The organism is Nocardiopsis sp. NPDC055824 (assembly GCF_053616335.1).
In genome coordinates this window covers 11825-27998 of record NZ_JBSHDN010000016.1, presented here as the reverse complement: position 1 = coordinate 27998, position 16174 = coordinate 11825, and the positions used below count along the sequence as shown (strand labels likewise).

The window sequence follows — 16174 nt, the reverse complement described above, 5'->3', positions numbered from 1 at the left end:
CCGCCTCCCCTGAGGCGGGGGCGCGACGGCCGGGGGCGTTGCGTGGGCGCTCCCGCCGCACCCGGCGGTCGCGCCTGTCGACCCGGTCGCCGGGGGGTTCTCCGGCGGTCGGTCAGCGCACGGTCAGGGCCACGACGGCGCAGACCAGGGCCACCGCGGAGGCGAGGGAGCGCAGGTGGTTCCAGCGCACCCACACCGGTTCGAAGGCGCCGCGCACCGCCGCCGGGTCGGCGATCCGCTCGGCGGGGCCGGCCTCGTCCAGGGCGTTGTTGCGAGGCACGTTGACCCCGAAGGTGATGCCCAGGGCCGCCACCAGGCAGGCGAGCGCCCCGCCGAACCAGACCGCGGAAGCGGTCTCGGCCGCACTGGTGTGGAGCACCACCGAGGCCAGCGCCCCCACCGGGGCGCCGATGAACACAGCCGCGAAAAGGGGGTTGAGGATGGCGACGTTGATGCCCTGCATCGACTCGATCATGGCGCGGTCGCCCGCCCGCCCAAGGCCGGGCATGACGGCGATCGAGAACCCGAAGAACAGCCCCGCGAACAGGCCCGTCAACACTGTGGCGGCCACCGGGACGACCGCGTACACCATGTCCGCCATTTCGTACCCCGGTTTTCCTGTTGTCGCGGTCCTCTGGGCGGATTGTATGCCCGGAACCGGTGGTCGCGCGCCCCTGCGGACGCGGGCGGCCGGGACCGTTGTCGCCCTGCGGGGCGCCCGGGCACGGTGTCCTGTGTTTCCGGCGCGTCAACACCTGAGTGCGCGCCCCGACCCCCTTCTCCGCCGCCCCCTGCCGCTATACCGTCGGTAGGTGTGCTTCCCCCCGCTCGTCGGCCGTGAGAAGGAACGACAACAGCTGCGCACCGCGGCGGTCCCCGGGTCCCTGGTCCTGCTGTCCGGGGCCGCGGGATCGGGTAAGACCCGCCTGGTCCGGGAGCTCCCCGGAGCCGTGGACGCCACGGTCCTGACCGGGTACTGCCCCTCCCGGGACGAACCCTTCCCCTTCGCCCCCGTCATCGAGGCCCTTCGCCGGGCGACGATCCCCGGCGGGCTCAGCCCGCTGTGCGGCGCCCTGCACCCCCTCATGCCCGAGCACGCCGAGCGGCTGCCTCCGCCGCCCCCGCCCGCCTGTTCGCCGGCGGCCGAGCACCACCGCACCTACCGGGCCCTCACCGAGCTCATGGACTCCCTGGGCCCGACGGTGCTCGTCCTGGAGGACGTGCACGGGATCGACCCGGCCACACGGGACCTGCTGTACTACCTGGCGCCGCGCCTGCCCGCCCACCTGTGCCTGGTACTGACCTACAGACCCGAGGAACTGCCCCGGTCCTTCCCCGTCCACGCGCTGGCCGCCCGCACCCCGCCGGGCACCCCGCACCACGAACTCGCCCTGGCCCCGCTGAACCCCCGCGACCTGTTAGCGCTGGCCTCCCGGCTCCTGGACGCCGCCCCCTGCGGTGCGACCGCTCCGCGCACAGCACCCGCCGACCCGGCCGCCGAGACCGCCGCCCCGCCCCCGGCCGGGACCGGGGCCGGGGCAGGGGCAGGGGTCACCGCCGAGGACGCCGAACGCCTGCACGCCTGGACCGGAGGCCTGGCCCTGGCCGCCGTGGAGACCCTGCACCACCTGGCCTGCGCCCGCGCCGCCACCGGGCCCGGCGCCGGCCCCGCCGTCCCGGAGGAGCCGCCCGTACCCCCCACCCTGCGCGACTGGTTCCTCGAACGCCTGCACGCCCTGGACCGCGACACCCGCCACCTGGTGCGCGCCGCCTGCGTCCTGGAGGCCCCCGCCGCCGACGACGTCCTGGCCCGGGTCGCGGACCTGGGCCCCTCCCGCGCGGAGAGGGCGCTCTCCCGCGCCTGCCGGCTCGGCCTGCTGCGGCCCGCCGGCCCGGCGGCCCTGGAGGTCCGCACCCCTCTCCTGCGCCGGGTCTGCCACGACTCCCTACCCCTGGGCAAGCACCGCCACCTGCACCGGGCCGCCCTGACCGCCCTGTCCCGGGGCCCCGCGCCTCCCCACGCCCGCCTGGCCCGCCACGCCCGTGAGGCCGGACTCGTGGAGGAGTGGACCGACCACGCCGAACGCGCCGCCGACCAGGCCCTGTCCCAGGGCGAGGACGCCAGCGCCGTCACCCTGCTGCGCGACGCCCTGACCCGCCCCACCCTGCCCGCCGGGCGCCGCTGCGACCTCGCCCTCAAACTGGGCCGCGCCGCCCTGACCGGGATCTCCGCCCAGCACACCATCGCCCTGCTGCGCGACGTCCTGGCCACCCCCGGCCTGCCCGCGCCCTCCCGGGGCGAGCTGCGCATGGAGCTGGGCCTGCTCCTGCTCAACCAGGCGGCGCAGGGGCGCACCGCCCGCAGCGAACTCGTCCGGGCCGCCGCCGAACTCACCTCACGCCCCGACCTGGCGGCCCGCGCCATGTGCGCCCTGGCCGTGCCGCGCAGCACCCCCGACCCCGTCGACACCCACCGCAGGTGGATGGAGCAGGCGGTCTCGGCCGCCCACCGCAGCAAGGACCCGGCCGTGGCCCACAGCGTCTCGGTCAACCAGGCCACCCTGCTCGCCCAGGTCGGGGACCCGGCCGCCTGGACAGCGGCCCTGCCCGACCCCGGTTCCCCACACGTGCGGCCCACGCCCGAGGCCCTCGTGCGGCGCCGCGAGTTCGCCCGCGCCTCGCTCAACCTGGCCGACGCCGCGGTCATGCTCGGCCACTACGAGCGCGCCGACCACTACCTGTCGGACGCCGCCACCTGGTCGATCGCCTCGGAGGTGTCCTACATCCGCGAGAGCGCCCAGGCGCTCCGGCTGATCCTCGACTGGCAGCGCGGCCACTGGGCGGGCCTGGACGAGGAGGCCGAACGCCACCTGGGCCCCGCGCGCCTGGCCCACCTGCACGCGGTCGCCGCCGAGCTGACCCTGGTGCGCTCCGCACTGGCCCTGGCCCAGGGGGACCCGGCCGGCGCCCGGTCCCACCTGGCGCTCCTCGAACCCGCCCCCGGGGACGGCCCCGCGGCGCCCGACCCCGACCACGCGGTTCCCGTGCGCGCGTTCGCCGCCGGGCTGCTGGCCCGCCTGGCGATCGCCAGGGGCGACCCCGGGGAGGCGTGGTCCCGGGTGGAGGGCCTGGTGTCTCTGGTGGCGAGCAAGGGCGTGTGGGTGTGGGCGGCCGACCTGGTCCCGGGCATGGAGGCGCTGATCCCGGCCGGGCGCGACGCGGAGGCCCAGGACCTGTGCGCCCGTTTCCGGGCGGGACTGCGCGGCACCGGCGCCCCGGCCGCCGCGGCGGCCCTGGGGCGGTTCGAGGCCGCCCTGGCCCGGCACCGCGGCCAGGGGGACCGGGCGCTGCACCTGTACGCCGAGACCGCGTCCGCCTACCGGGCCATGCCGCGCCCCTACGACGCCGCCCAGGTCCGCGAGGCCGCGGCCCACACGAGACTGGACCGCTCCGGGGGCCGGTCCGAGGAGGAGGGCGTGGCGGGGCTGCGGGCAGCGCTGGAGGAGTACACGGCGCTGGGCGCGGCCTGGGACGCGGCGCGGGTGCGCCGTGCGCTGCGCGCGCACGGGGTGGTGGCCGCCCCGGCGGGCGGGCGCGGCCCGCGGGACCCCCGCCTGTCCCCGCGTGAGGGGGAGATCGCGGCCCTGGCCGGGCGGGGGAGCACCAACCGGGAGATCGCGGCCCTGCTGCACCTGTCACCGCGCACGGTGGAGACCCATGTGGCCAACGCGCTGGCCAAGCTGGGGCTGCGTTCGCGCCGGGACCTGGCCTCGGTACCGGGCCGGGACCACGGGGACGGGGCCGCCGCCGGCTCCGGTTGACCCGGGCCCCGCCCTCCCGGGCACACCGGTCCCGGTGCGGGGAGGGGGCCTTCCGCCCCTGTGCCCGCACGGGGCCCGCGCCCGCGAAAAACCGCTTCCCCGTCCGGCCCCGATCCGAGACCATGCCCCGAAGGGCCGGGCGGACATCCGCTCCGGCGCCCCGACACACGGAACGAGGCGTCCGAGGACATGAGCGACCACGACAGGGCCGTCGCCGACAACCGCGCGAACTGGGACCAGAGGGCCGACGTCCACGCCCGGTCCGCGATGTACGACGTCGATGGGCTGATCGCCGACCCCTCCTACATCTCGGAGGTCGTGCGCAACGACCTCGCGGTCCTGGAGCCGCACCTGGACGGCGGGACGGTGGCGGGCAGGTCCCTGCTGCACCTGCAGTGCCACATCGGCACCGACACGGTGTGCTGGGTCCGGCTGGGCGCCGTGGACGTCCACGGCCTGGACCTGTCGGCGAACTCGCTGGCCCACGCCCGGCGCATCGCCGCCGCCGACGGCGCGGACGTCACCTGGGTGGAGAGCGACGCGCGCACGGCGTCGCAGGCCGTCGACCGGCGGTTCGAGGTGGTCGTCACCGGCACGGGCGCCGTCATGTGGCTTCCCGAGCTGGGCCCGTGGGCGCGGTCGGTCCACGACCTGCTGGAGCCGGGCGGGGTGTTCGTGGTCCGGGACGACCACCCGCTCCTGAACGCGCTGGACTACGAGCCGTGGCAGGTGACCGGCGACTACCTCGGCGGCGGGGGCGCCGACACCTACGACGAGGCCGAGACCTACACCGACGGGACGGCGGAGTCCATCACGAGCACCGTCAACCACCAGTGGCGCCACAGCCTGGCGGAGGTGACCGGAGCCCTGCTGGAGGCGGGACTGGTGGTCGAGGCGCTCGGGGAGCACCCGTTCATGGACTGGCCCGCCTTCCCCGGGCTCGTGGCGTGCCCGCAGGGGTGGCGGCTCCCGGAGGGGGCCCCGCGGATCCCGCTGAACTTCTCGGTGGTGGCCCGGCGCCCGGGGTGAGCGCGGACGGCCGCGGGGCCGCGCCCGGGGTTCAGCCGTGCCACTCGCAGAAGAGGACGGTGGCGTCGTCGCCGAACTGCCCGTGGTGGTACTCCAGGACCGCGTGGACCAGGCGCCGCAGCGTCTCGGGGACGGGCAGGCTGTCGGCCTGGTGGCGGATGACGAAGTCCACGAACCGCTCCACGCCGAACTCCCGGCCCTCGGAGTCGCGGGCCTCGATGATGCCGTCGGTGTACAGGAGCAGGCGGTCGCCGGGCTCGAGCTGCTCGTGGCAGACCGCGACGGGCACCCCCAGGTCCATGCCCAGGGGGTGGGAGGGGTCGCACTCCAGTGCGCGGACCTCCTCCCCCCGGATGAGCACGGGCGGCAGGTGGCCGCAGTTGACCCACCTCAGCTCGCCGGTGCTCAGGTTGAGCTCCGCCAGGATCGCGGTGGCGAACCGGGTCTGGACGAACTCCTGGATCAGGGTGTTCTCCACACCCCGGGGGATCTCTTCCAGCGGGACGCCGCGCCGGCGCTCGTTGCGGAAGGCGCCCACCGCCAGGTTCGCGATCAGCCCGGCGGCGGTGTCGTGGCCCATGGCGTCGAACATGGCCAGGTGGGCGATCTCCCCGGCCAGGGCGTAGTCGAAGGAGTCCCCGGCGTTGTCGTAGGCGGGCTCGGTGGCGGCGGAGATGGTCACCCGGGAGTCGGCGAAGGTGCCCGGGGGCATCAGGGTCCACTGCATCTCCGCCGAGACGGACATGGGGCTGACCCTCACCAGGCGGGCGTGCGCGTCGCTGTTGGCGCGCTTGGCGATGATCAGCAGGCTCACCATCGCGGCCAGGTCGCGCATCGCGGAGCGGTCGGGGTCGCCCTTGTAGGCCACGTGGAGCACGCCCAGGCGTTCGGCCCCGTCCAGGATCGGCACCCAGTAGCGGCCCCGGTCCCCGACGGGCACGGTCACGCCCATGATGTAGGCCTCGCCGGCGACGGTCCCGTCGATCTTCAGGTCGTCTCCGCCCTGGTGGGCGTCGAGACCGCGGCCGGTGACCTCGCGCAGGACCTGCTGCTGGCGGTCGGCGAGGTAGATGCGGATCTCGGTGAGGTCCGCGGCCGCGGCCTTGCCGGCCACGAGGGAGGGGAGCTCCTCGAAGTTGGCGAGGTGCCCGGCCCTGACCAGGGACGTCATCAGCTCGTTGGACCCGTGTTTGAGCGACATGGCATGACCCCGGTCAATCTCGCGAGGCGGCAACTGCTTCGGAACCTCTACCCGGTTTGCCACATTTCGAGCAGAAAGTCCAGCTTGGGAGGGTGGCCGCCCCCGGCTCCACGACCGCCGCGGCCGTGGCAGGCCGGTGCGCCCGGGCGCACCGGCGCGCGAAGAACCCGCCTTCGAGACGACCGTCGACAGGGTCGAGAGCGACGGCGAGTACCTCCTGGTCGAGGTCTCCCAGACGCTCCTGGAACCCCTCTCAAGCTCCGTCACCACCCGGGGCGCGCCCCTGCGCATGGTCGACCCCGTCCCAGTCCTCGTCCTTGTCCGGGGGCCGGCTCGGTCCGCTCGGGCTCACCGGTCTCGCGCGGCTCACCCGGGGACCGGCTTCCTACCCCGGGTCCGCTTCCCTTGGCGGTGGAGGTGAAGACCAGGAGTGGGGCGGGGGGTGCGAACACCGGGGCTCCTTCCGGGGCGCCCGCCCCCCGAGCATGCCCCGCCCCCGGCCCGCGGGCACGGGGTGTGGCCGATCCCGGCCGCGCCGTGTCCGGCAACGGCCACTCGACAAGAGCTACTCGCCGGCCGCATGTCCTGTTGCCGAACGTTCGGGAGCAGCAGGACTTGTCATGGTCAGACGGGGGCGGTCGGTTCGGCGCGCTGTCTGTCCGAACTAGTGCTCAGTCAGGCTTTCGAGCGGGCTGGGGCTGTGCGATTCCCAGGGGCTTCCGTGCGCGTCGAGGATCGACGCCCCCGGCTGGTGGTTGTAGGAGGTGGCGTTGCCTCCGACGATGGCCTCTTGCCACCTGAGGTCGCTGGCGGCCTATGCGGGCCGGGCGGTGAGGCCTGGGCTCTGGAAAAGCCGCCGGGGCGGCCGTGGGAGGTCTCCCCGACGTGGTCGGTGCGGCCTTCCCGGAGGCCGGTCCGCACGCCGGCGCCCCGTGCCGCGCTCCACGGGACACCCTGCGACCATGGCCGCACAGCCCCGGCCTCCCGGACGGACCGGGAGGGGTGCGAACTGTCGGAGGGACCGGCCAAGGTGGCGGTGGCCGCCTCCGCCGTACCCGGGCGGACGCCCCACCACCGACCCCGACACGATGGAGACCCCCATGCCCGGCCGCCTCACCCCGGCCCGCTTCGTCGACCTCTACGACCTGGGCGCCAGACCGCACATCCTCGCCTACCGCACCTCTGTGGGCGACCGGCGGCGCCGGGAGTGGCTGATCGACGCCGGGCTCCTCTCCCCGTGCGATCCCCCCAGCCGCGGCTACGCCTTCCGCATCACGCAGGCGGGTCTGGCCGCGCTGCGCGAGCACCTGGACTACCTGGAGGAGCGCGAGTCCCAGGGGCTGCCGCACCGCTCCGGGGACGAGTACGGCATCCAGCGCGGGGTCCTGGCCTCCCGTGCCGGGCTGGACGCGGCCCTGGCGCGGCGCGCACGGGGCGAGGACGCGCCCGTGGAGGCGGCGGGCAGGGAGTGGTGGGGCGGGCAGGGGACACCGGCGTGGGAGGGCTCGCCCCCCGAGGTGCTCGGGGCGGTGGCCGTGTTGCAGGCGGCCGGGCACGCGCCCGTGGACTGGACGGCGGTGGGGGAACCCAGGGGCTTCTACGTGGAGCCGCGCGGGCGGCTCCTGTACGTGTACCACGGCGAGGCCCGACGCTCGCAGCGGGAGGACGGGGGGTGGTTCACCGCGGAGGTCGGCGCCTACGCGGAGGCGCTGCGCGCCGCCGGGTGGCAGGTGGAGGCGGACACGGGCCGGTGCGCGCACGTGCGGGTGCCCGGCTCCGGCCGGGGGTGAGCCCGGACCGGGCCTCTACCTGCCCGATGACCAGCCCCATTGCCTCCCTCCCGCGAAGCGCGCACCGGCCACGTCACCCCGCCGGGACGTCTCCCGGCCGCCGCCCCCGGAAGCCGCGCCGAACCCCCGGAACGCGTCGGGACACGGCCCTGGGGCCGGGCGCACACGCAGCACTCCAGCCGCACACGAGGCGGTGCCCCTCCCCGCCGGGGGAGGGGCACCGGTCCCGCACGCGCCGCCCCGGGCGGGCGCCTCCGGGAGAGGGCGGGGGAGTGCGGTCCCCACTCAGGCCGCCGCGGCCCGGATGTCGCGGGGCTCCGCCTCGGGAAGCCCCCGCCCGCACCGGCCGCACTCGGACCGGCGCCGCACCAGGTAGGCGGCGGTGGCCACGCCCAGGGCCGTCCCCCACAGCCCCATGGAGGAGAACACCACCACGTGCACGGTGCTGGAGCTCAACATCGACCCGGCCCCTCCGGCAAGGACCTCGGTGACGCTGCTGCGGCCCATCGCCACCAGGGCCACCGCGACCAGCGTCGCGGGCACCACCGCCAGCGGCACCGGCACCCGGCGCCCGGCAAGGCCCGCGGTCCACCGGGGGAACCGCACGCCCCAGCGCTGGACCAGCCCCAGCATGAGAACGGCGCCGACGATGCCGGCCGACCCCAACCCCACGCCGATGACCAGCGTGAACGGGTCGGCGGAGAGCACCGCGAAGTCCTCCCGGCTCATCCCGACCGGGACGCCGAACAGCCACGGGATCCTGATGGACGGATAGACCAGGGCGGTCGCCGCGCCCACCGCCACCGCGATCCGACCCACCCTCAGCGCCCGCACCCGGGTCCCGCGCTCCACGGCGGCCGACCACCGGGGGCTCCTGCCGCACCGCGCGCAGGAGCGGCGGCCCGCCCGGCGGCACGCGAGGGCCGCGAGCACCCACACCCCCACACCGGCGGTGAAGAACAGGCCGGTGAGGCTGTCGGGCGCCAACAGCGCGGTCACCCAGGTCTGGGCCAGGCCGGGCACGATCCAGCCCACCACCGGCATGATCATCGTGTAGCCGAACAGGGCCAGCAGGTTGCCGTCCACGAACACCAGCAGGATGAGGACGGCCAGGGCCCAGGCGCCCACCTGCGCCGCACGGGGCCCGCCGCCCCGGAGCATCAGCACGGAGCACACGACGCCCACCGCGCCCATGGCCAGTACGAGGACCACCGGCAGGGCCTCGCCGCGCCCGGCGAAGAGCGAACCGAACCCCTCCTCATCGGCCACGCTCAGGGGCAGCACCCCCGACAGCCAGCCCAGGCCCAGTGCCAGGGCCGCCGCCGACCACGCCAGCGCGGCCCAGGGCACCGCCGTCGCGCGGTCGTGCCGTTCGTGCCCCGGATCTGCGGGGGGTGCGGGAAGGGGTGGCAAGGCGGTCATGGCGTGCTCCCGGAGTGGTGCGGAGTGGATACCTCCACCCTGGCGCGCGCACCCCCGGGCACACCTCCCCCACGAGCGGGAGCGGGCTCCCCCCTGAGGGGGAACCCGCTCCACCGCCACCGGCCCGGTCTCCGGCGCGGGCGCCCCGGGGGCGCGCCCGGACCGCCCGCCGGCGGTCTAGGCCGACGCCGCCCGGTAGGCCTTCTCCAGGGCCGAGGCGAACACCTCGACGGGCTGGGCACCCGAGATCCCGAAGGCCCGGTCGATCACGAAGAACGGCACGCCGTTCCCGCCGAGGCGCTGCGCGGCGGCGCCGTCCTCGCGCACCTGCGCGGCGTAGTCGTCGCCCTCCAGCACCCGGCGGGCCTCCGCGGCGTCCAGGCCGATCTCCACGGCCAGCTCCACCAGGGTGGCGGTGTCGGAGAGGTCCTTCGCCTCCACGAGCTGGGCGTGCATGAAGCGCTCGTGCGCCTTCGTGCCCAGCCCCCGGCTCTGCGCCAGGTGGACGAGCCGGTGCACGTCGAAGGTGTTGACCATGAACCCGTTCTCGAAGTCGTACTCCAGCCCCACCTCCGCGGCGACCTTCTCCACCTGCGCGGTCATGGCGCGCACCTGCTCGCGCGAGGCGCCCGTCTTCGCGGCCAGGGCGTCACGGACCGGTTCGCCGCGCCCCCGCGGGTAGGAGGGGTCCAGCTGGAAGCTGCGCCAGAGGACCTCGACCTGGTCGGCGTGCTCGAACTGCTCCAGGGCCGTCTCGAAGCGCCGCTTGCCGATGTAGCACCACGGGCACACGATGTCGGACCACACCTCGACCTGCACGGACAATCCCCTCACTCACCAGCACGTTCCGTCCGAGCACGCCGGCGCGTCCTCGGTTCCCAGCGACACCAGTCCGGTGACCGCGTCCAGGGGGAGCTCCTCCTCGGCGGGCCGGTCCGCCTCCCGCGGCTCGGCCCTCGGCTCCGGGCTGCTCACGCTCACGACACCCCTTGCATACTTATTGTGCGTAACAACATTATCAGTCAGTATGAGGTGAGCCCAGGCCAGGCACAAGGAGGCACATTGACGTCCCGAGCGCACACCGGTGTTCGCTCCACCGGGCACACCGACGAACGCGCCCCCGAGGACTGCCCGGTCCGCGAGGTCCTGGACCGGGTCGGCGACAAGTGGAGCGTGCTCGTCATCGTCATGCTGGGGCGGCGCACCCACCGCTACAGCGAGCTCCACCGTGCCATCGACGGCATCAGCCAGCGCATGCTCACCCTGACGCTGCGCGCCCTGGTCCGCGACGGCCTGGTCGACCGCACCGCGCACGCCACCGTCCCGCCCCGCGTGGACTACGCCCTCACCGACCTGGGCCGCACCCTCCTGGAACCCCTCAACGCGCTGGACCGCTGGGCAATCCTGCACCGCGACGACATCCGCGCCGCCCGCGAACGCCACGACCGCGCCAGGGACCCCCGCCCGGACGGCACCTGACCCCCCGCCCCTCCCGGGCGCGCCGGACCCCGGCACGGGTCCGCCGCGCACACGCGGTCCCCTCCCGGCCTCGGACCGCGCCCCTCCCCGGAAAGCGGGGGCGGACACCGGCCCCAGGCCCCTCCCCGGCGGAGACCGCGCTCAGCCCTCCAGCGCCCATCCCGGCAGGGGCTCGGTGCGCTCGGCCCACTCCGCGGGAACCCGGCCGCCCGGCAGGCCCGCGCCCAGGACCCCGCCGACGATCGCGCAGGTGGTGTCCACGTCGCCCCCGGCTGCGGCGGTCGCCCACATGGCCGAGGCGAAGCCCGACCGGTACCGGGCCGCCGCCCACAGGGTGAAGGGCACCGTGTCCAGGGCGCTGACCCGCGAACCGTTGCCCAGGGCGCGGGCCGCCCCGACCGGATCGGCGGTCACCAGCAGCAGGCGCGCACCGCGCACCGCCTCGCGCATCCGCCCCGGCGGAAGGCGCTCGAGCACCCCGTCCAGCAGGGGCCCGGGCGCCGCCGCCCCGCCCCCCGCCACCAGGGACGCGGCCACCGCCACCGCGACCGCGCCGTCCACCGCCTCGGGGTGGGTGTGGGTGACGCGCGCCGTCACCGCCGCCTGCACGGCCGCCGCGTCCGGGTCGCCGGCGAACCAGGCCCCCAGCGGGGCCACCCTCATCGCCGCCCCGTTGCCGAAGGAACCCGACCCCTCGAACAGTCCCGCGGCCAGCTCCCGCCAGTCACCGCCCTCGCGCACCAGGCGCAGCAGGCGCCCCGTCGCCGGACCGTACCCCCGGTCGAAGTCGTGGTGGCGGGCGAAGGAGGACGCCAGCCGGTCGGGGTCCACCGCCCCGCCCCGGAGCACCTCGGCGTGGACCGAGGCCGCCATCTCCGTGTCGTCGGTCCACTCCCAGGGCCCCGGGGGCAGCTCGCGCTCCTCCAGGAAGCGCAGGTTCGCGGGAACGAAGAACTGGGAGCCGAAGGCGTCGCCGACGGACAGTGCGGACAGGGAGGACAGGGCGCGCGCCCGGCGCGGATCAGGGATCGTGTGCATCACCGGCCATCCTGGCCGACCCCGCCACCGCTGTCCACGCACCGGCCCCGGCACCCGGTGTGACCGAACACCCATCCGCGCCCCCGCGCCGCCCGCACCCGCCCCGGGCTGGCCCTTCTCCGCCCCCGGCGCGAATCACGCACTCCCCACCTGCGGTGACAGCACATCGAAACAACCGCGACACACGAGGCTGACCCGCGGGTAACACCCTGCGGGTTGCCTGAGAGGCGTCCGACCCCGCAGCAGGAGGAGCCGCGCACCATGGAAGAACTCGTCGTCATCGGCAACGGCATGGTCGGCCACCGACTCGTCGAGGCCCTCCACGACCGCGACAGCGACCACCGCTGGCACGTCACAGTCGTGGGCGAGGAGCCCCGCACCGCCTACGACCGCGTCGCGCTCTCCTCCTACTTCGACGGCGCCAGCGCCCAGGACCTGTCCCTGGGCGACCTGTCCGGACCCCACGTGGACGTCCACGTGGGCGAGCGCGCCACCGCCCTGGACCGCGACGCCCGCACCGTCACCACCGCCTCCGGCCGCACCCTGGGCTACGACCGGCTCGTCCTGGCCACCGGATCCACCCCCTTCGTGCCCCCCGTCCCCGGCCACGACCTGCCCGGCTGCCACGTCTACCGCACCATCGAGGACCTGGACGCCATCACCGCCTCCGCCCGCCACGCCCGCACCGGCGTGGTCATCGGCGGCGGACTGCTCGGCCTGGAGGCCGCCAACGCCCTGCGGCTGCTGGGCGTGGAGGCCCACGTCGTCGAACTCGCCCCCCACCTGATGCCCGCCCAGATCGACGAGGGCGCCGGCGGCCTGCTCCGCAGACTCGTCACCGACCTGGGCGTGCACATCCACACCGGAGCGGCCTCCACCGCCGTCGAGGCCGGCGCGGACGGCCGCGTCCGCAACCTCCTCCTGGGCGACGGCACCCGCCTGGACGCCGACCTGGTCGTGTTCTCCGTGGGCATCCGCCCCCGCGACGACCTCGCACGCGCCGCCGGCCTCCGGGTCGGCGAACGCGGCGGCATCGTCATCGACGACACCTGCACCACCTCCGACGACCGCATCCACGCCATCGGCGAGGCCGCCGCCCACCGCGGCACCGTCTACGGGCTCATCGCCCCCGGCAACGCCATGGCCGAGGTCGTCGCCGACCGCCTCCTCGGCGGCGGCGCCACCTTCACCGGCGCCGACACCTCCACCAAGCTCAAGCTCCTGGGCGTGGACGTGGCCAGCTTCGGCGACGCCCACGGCCGCGCCGACGACTGCCTGGACGTGGTCGTCAACGACGCCGCCGGCGGCCGCTACGCCAAACTCGTCCTGTCCGACGACGCCACCACCCTCCTGGGCGGCATCCTGGTCGGCGACGCCTCCGCCTACGCCACCCTGCGCCCCATGGTCGGCTCGCCCCTGCCCGGCGACCCGCTCACCCTCATCACCCCCGAGGGCGGCGCGGCCCTGGGCGCCGACGCCCTCCCCGACTCCGCGCAGATCTGCTCCTGCAACGCCGTCACCAAGGGCGCCCTCACCGACGCCGTCCACACCCAGGGCGCCTGCGACGTCGCCGGCCTCAAGGCGTGCACACGGGCGGGCACCAGCTGCGGGTCGTGCGTGCCCATGCTCAAGCAGATCCTCTCCCAGGCGGGCATCGAGCAGTCCAAGGCCCTGTGCGAGCACTTCACCCAGTCCCGAGCCGAACTCCTGGAGACCGTCCGCGCCACCGGCACCACCACCTTCTCCGCCCTCATCGAGAACCACGGGACCGGCCAGGGCTGCGACATCTGCAAGCCCGCCGTCGCATCGATCCTGGCCTCCCTGGGGGGCGGGCACATCCTCGACGGCGAACAGGCCACACTCCAGGACACCAACGACCGCTACCTCGCCAACATGCAGCGCAACGGCACCTACTCGGTCGTGCCCCGCATCCCCGGCGGCGAGATCACCCCCGACAAGCTCATCGTCATCGGGGAGGTCGCCCGTGACTTCCAGCTCTACACCAAGATCACCGGCGGCCAGCGCATCGACCTGTTCGGCGCCCGCCTCGAACAGCTCCCCGCCATCTGGACCCGCCTGGTCGAGGCCGGGTTCGAGTCCGGCCACGCCTACGGCAAGTCCCTGCGCACCGTCAAGTCGTGCGTGGGCACCACCTGGTGCCGCTACGGCGTCCAGGACTCGGTGGGCCTGGCCATCCGCCTGGAGGAGCGCTACCGGGGCCTGCGCTCGCCCCACAAGCTCAAGTCCGCCGTCTCCGGGTGCGCCCGCGAGTGCGCCGAGGCCCGCAGCAAGGACTTCGGGATCATCGCCACCGACCAGGGCTGGAACCTGTACGTGGGCGGCAACGGCGGCTTCACCCCCCGCCACGCCGAACTCCTCGCCTCGGACCTGGACGAGGAGACCCTCATCCGCTACATCGACCGGTTCCTGATGTTCTACATCCGCACCGCCGACCGCCTCCAGCGCACCGCCCCCTGGATCGAGGCCATGGACGGCGGCCTGGACCACGTGCGCGACGTCGTCGTCCACGACACCCTGGGCATCGCCGAGGAGCTCGAGGCCGCCATGGAACGCCACGTGCACTCCTACACCGACGAGTGGGCCGCCGTCCTGGCCGACCCCGCCAAACTCGCCCGGTTCGAGTCCTTCGCCAACGCCCCCGGCACACCCGACCCCACCATCAGCTTCACCACCACACGCGACCAGCCCGTCCCGGGCGCCGCTCTCGACCTCGGCATGCCCGCCCCCCGCCCGCAGGAGGCCACCCGATGACCGCCACCACCACCCACGCCCCGCCCGCCCTGTGGATCGACGCCTGCCCCGCCCACCGCCTGGGCGCCGACGACGGCGTGGCCGTCCTGCTGCCCGACGGCCGTCAGGCGGCCCTGTTCCGCACCCGCGACAACCGCCTGTTCGCCGTCGACAACATCGACCCCTTCACCGGGGCCGCGGTCATCTCGCGCGGCATCGTCGGCGACCGCCGTGGCGAGCCCACCATCGCCTCGCCCATGCTCAAGAATGTGTTCTCCCTGCTGACCGGACAGAGCCTGGAGGACCCCCAGGTGCGCCTGCGCACCTGGGCCGTCCGCGACACCGGCGCCACCGTCCAGATCAGCGCCCGCGCCGAAGAGGAGTCACCTTGAGCACATCCGCGTCCGCGCCGTCCTCCCACACCCCGCCCCCCGCCGCGGGTCCCCACCAGGACCGCGCGAGCGGGGCCGGCGGCACGGGGGCGGAGGCCGGCGCGCCCGCGACCACCGCGCCCCTGGCCGGGTTCACCGTGGCCGTCACCGCCGCCCGCCGCGCCGACGAGCTCAGCGCCCTGCTCCAGCGCAAGGGCGCCCAGGTCATCGCCGCCCCCGCCCTGCGCATCGTCCCGCTCAGCGACGACCAGCGCCTGGCCTCGGTCTCCGACGAACTCGCCCGCCGCCCCGCCGACGTCGTCATCGCCACCACCGGCATCGGCTTCCGCGGCTGGATCGAGGCGTGCGAGACCTGGGGCACCGTCGAACCCCTCCTGGCCAGCATGCGCTCCTCGCGCCTGCTGGCCCGCGGCCCCAAGGCCAAGGGCGCCATCCGCGCCGCCGGGCTCACCGAGGAGTGGTCCCCGCCCTCGGAGTCCTCCGCCGAGGTCCTGGACTACCTCCTCGAACAGGGCGTCACGGGCCTGCGCGTGGCCATCCAGCTGCACGGCGAACCCCTGCCCGACTTCACCGCGGCCCTGCGCCTGGCCGGCGCCGACGTCGTGGAGGTCCCCGTCTACCGGTGGACCCAGCCCGAGAACGTCGCCCCCCTGGACCGGCTCATCGAGGCCGTCACCTGCGGGGGAGTGGACGCCGTCACCTTCACCAGCGCCCCCGCCGCCGCCGGCCTGCTGGCCCGCGCCCGTACCACCGGCCGCACCGGCCCCCTGGTCGAGGCCCTGCGCGGCGACGTCCTGGCCATGTGCGTGGGACCGGTCACCGCCCGCCCCCTCATGGCCCACGACATCCCCACCGTGTGGCCCGAACGCGCCCGCATCGGCGCCCAGGTCCGCAAGCTCACCGAGGAGCTGCCCGCGCGCTTTCCCACCCTGGGCGTGGCGGGACACCGACTGCGCCTGCGCGGCCACGCCGTCCTGGTCGACGGCACCGTGCACACCCTCTCGCCCACCCTGATGCGCCTGGTGCGCGAACTCGCCCGCCGCCCCGGCCAGGTCCTGGACCGCACCCGCCTGCTCACCTGCCTGGGCGAGGACGCCGACGCGCACGCCGTGGAGACCGCGGTGGCACGCCTGCGCACCGCGCTGGGCGACGCCAGGATCATCCAGACCGTCGTCAAACGCGGCTACCGCCTGGCCCTGGACACCCACGACTGCGCGCCCGAGCTCTGAGCCGCCCAACGGCGCGCCCCAC

At 75.3% G+C, this 16174-nt stretch carries 13 protein-coding genes; 7 read left to right on the top strand and 6 right to left on the bottom strand.

All coding sequences use genetic code 11. From position 1 onward, the window contains the following. Positions 1 to 112: 112 nt before the first annotated feature. Positions 113 to 601, bottom strand: a complete 489-nt coding sequence (locus ACWGL3_RS06350) for an anthrone oxygenase family protein (protein ID WP_267949979.1) — start codon at positions 599 to 601, stop codon at positions 113 to 115. Between the two features lie 211 nt (positions 602 to 812). Here ACWGL3_RS06350 and ACWGL3_RS06345 point away from each other — a divergent pair, with 211 nt between their 5' ends. Further along, positions 813 to 3821 carry a helix-turn-helix transcriptional regulator gene (locus tag ACWGL3_RS06345; RefSeq protein WP_452460970.1) on the top strand — a complete coding sequence of 1003 codons (3009 nt, stop codon included), beginning with the start codon at positions 813 to 815 and terminating at the stop codon, positions 3819 to 3821. Between the two features lie 189 nt (positions 3822 to 4010). Beyond that, entirely contained in the window at positions 4011 to 4850 is an 840-nt protein-coding gene (locus ACWGL3_RS06340; RefSeq protein WP_267949977.1) for a class I SAM-dependent methyltransferase, read from the top strand. A 31-nt stretch (positions 4851 to 4881) separates the two neighbouring features. Here ACWGL3_RS06340 and ACWGL3_RS06335 read toward each other — a convergent pair whose 3' ends face one another. Further along, on the bottom strand, positions 4882 to 6051 hold the full coding sequence (locus ACWGL3_RS06335) for a PP2C family protein-serine/threonine phosphatase (protein WP_267949976.1): 1170 nt from the start codon (positions 6049 to 6051) through the stop codon (positions 4882 to 4884). Positions 6052 to 7151: 1100 nt separating this feature from the next. Between ACWGL3_RS06335 and ACWGL3_RS06330 the strand changes: the two genes are divergently transcribed. Then, positions 7152 to 7841 (top strand): hypothetical protein, encoded by a 690-nt coding sequence (locus tag ACWGL3_RS06330; RefSeq protein ID WP_452460969.1) that lies wholly within the window; start codon positions 7152 to 7154, stop codon positions 7839 to 7841. Between the two features lie 285 nt (positions 7842 to 8126). On the opposite strand, the gene ACWGL3_RS06325 is transcribed toward ACWGL3_RS06330, so the two are convergent. The 3 genes from ACWGL3_RS06325 to ACWGL3_RS06315 form a co-directional block, all read right to left on the bottom strand. Then, complete coding sequence (locus ACWGL3_RS06325) at positions 8127 to 9263, bottom strand: hypothetical protein (protein WP_267949973.1); 1137 nt, start codon at positions 9261 to 9263, stop codon at positions 8127 to 8129. Between the two features lie 177 nt (positions 9264 to 9440). Next, positions 9441 to 10082 (bottom strand): DsbA family oxidoreductase, encoded by a 642-nt coding sequence (locus ACWGL3_RS06320; protein ID WP_267949972.1) that lies wholly within the window; start codon positions 10080 to 10082, stop codon positions 9441 to 9443. Between the two features lie 15 nt (positions 10083 to 10097). Further along, a complete protein-coding gene (locus ACWGL3_RS06315) occupies positions 10098 to 10244 on the bottom strand; it encodes a hypothetical protein (RefSeq protein WP_452460968.1) in 147 nt (48 codons plus the stop codon). A gap of 81 nt (positions 10245 to 10325) precedes the next feature. Between ACWGL3_RS06315 and ACWGL3_RS06310 the strand changes: the two genes are divergently transcribed. Then, positions 10326 to 10742: a winged helix-turn-helix transcriptional regulator gene (locus ACWGL3_RS06310; RefSeq protein WP_267949970.1), complete on the top strand. Its 417-nt coding sequence runs from the start codon at positions 10326 to 10328 to the stop codon at positions 10740 to 10742. Between the two features lie 141 nt (positions 10743 to 10883). Here ACWGL3_RS06310 and ACWGL3_RS06305 read toward each other — a convergent pair whose 3' ends face one another. Then, the gene (locus tag ACWGL3_RS06305) at positions 10884 to 11780 is read right to left on the bottom strand and encodes an ADP-ribosylglycohydrolase family protein (RefSeq protein WP_267949969.1); all 897 of its coding nucleotides are present in this window, start codon (positions 11778 to 11780) and stop codon (positions 10884 to 10886) included. A 261-nt stretch (positions 11781 to 12041) separates the two neighbouring features. Between ACWGL3_RS06305 and nirB the strand changes: the two genes are divergently transcribed. The 3 genes from nirB (at position 12042) to ACWGL3_RS06290 (ending at position 16152) form a co-directional block, all read left to right on the top strand. Further along, positions 12042 to 14552 carry a nitrite reductase large subunit NirB gene (nirB, locus tag ACWGL3_RS06300; RefSeq protein ID WP_267949968.1) on the top strand — a complete coding sequence of 837 codons (2511 nt, stop codon included), beginning with the start codon at positions 12042 to 12044 and terminating at the stop codon, positions 14550 to 14552. Next, complete coding sequence (gene nirD / locus ACWGL3_RS06295) at positions 14549 to 14923, top strand: nitrite reductase small subunit NirD (RefSeq protein ID WP_267949967.1); 375 nt, start codon at positions 14549 to 14551, stop codon at positions 14921 to 14923. The genes nirB and nirD overlap by 4 nt, the downstream gene beginning before the upstream one ends. A 122-nt stretch (positions 14924 to 15045) precedes the next feature. After that, positions 15046 to 16152 carry a uroporphyrinogen-III synthase gene (locus ACWGL3_RS06290; RefSeq protein WP_267950379.1) on the top strand — a complete coding sequence of 369 codons (1107 nt, stop codon included), beginning with the start codon at positions 15046 to 15048 and terminating at the stop codon, positions 16150 to 16152. The last annotated feature ends 22 nt before the right edge of the window (positions 16153 to 16174 follow it).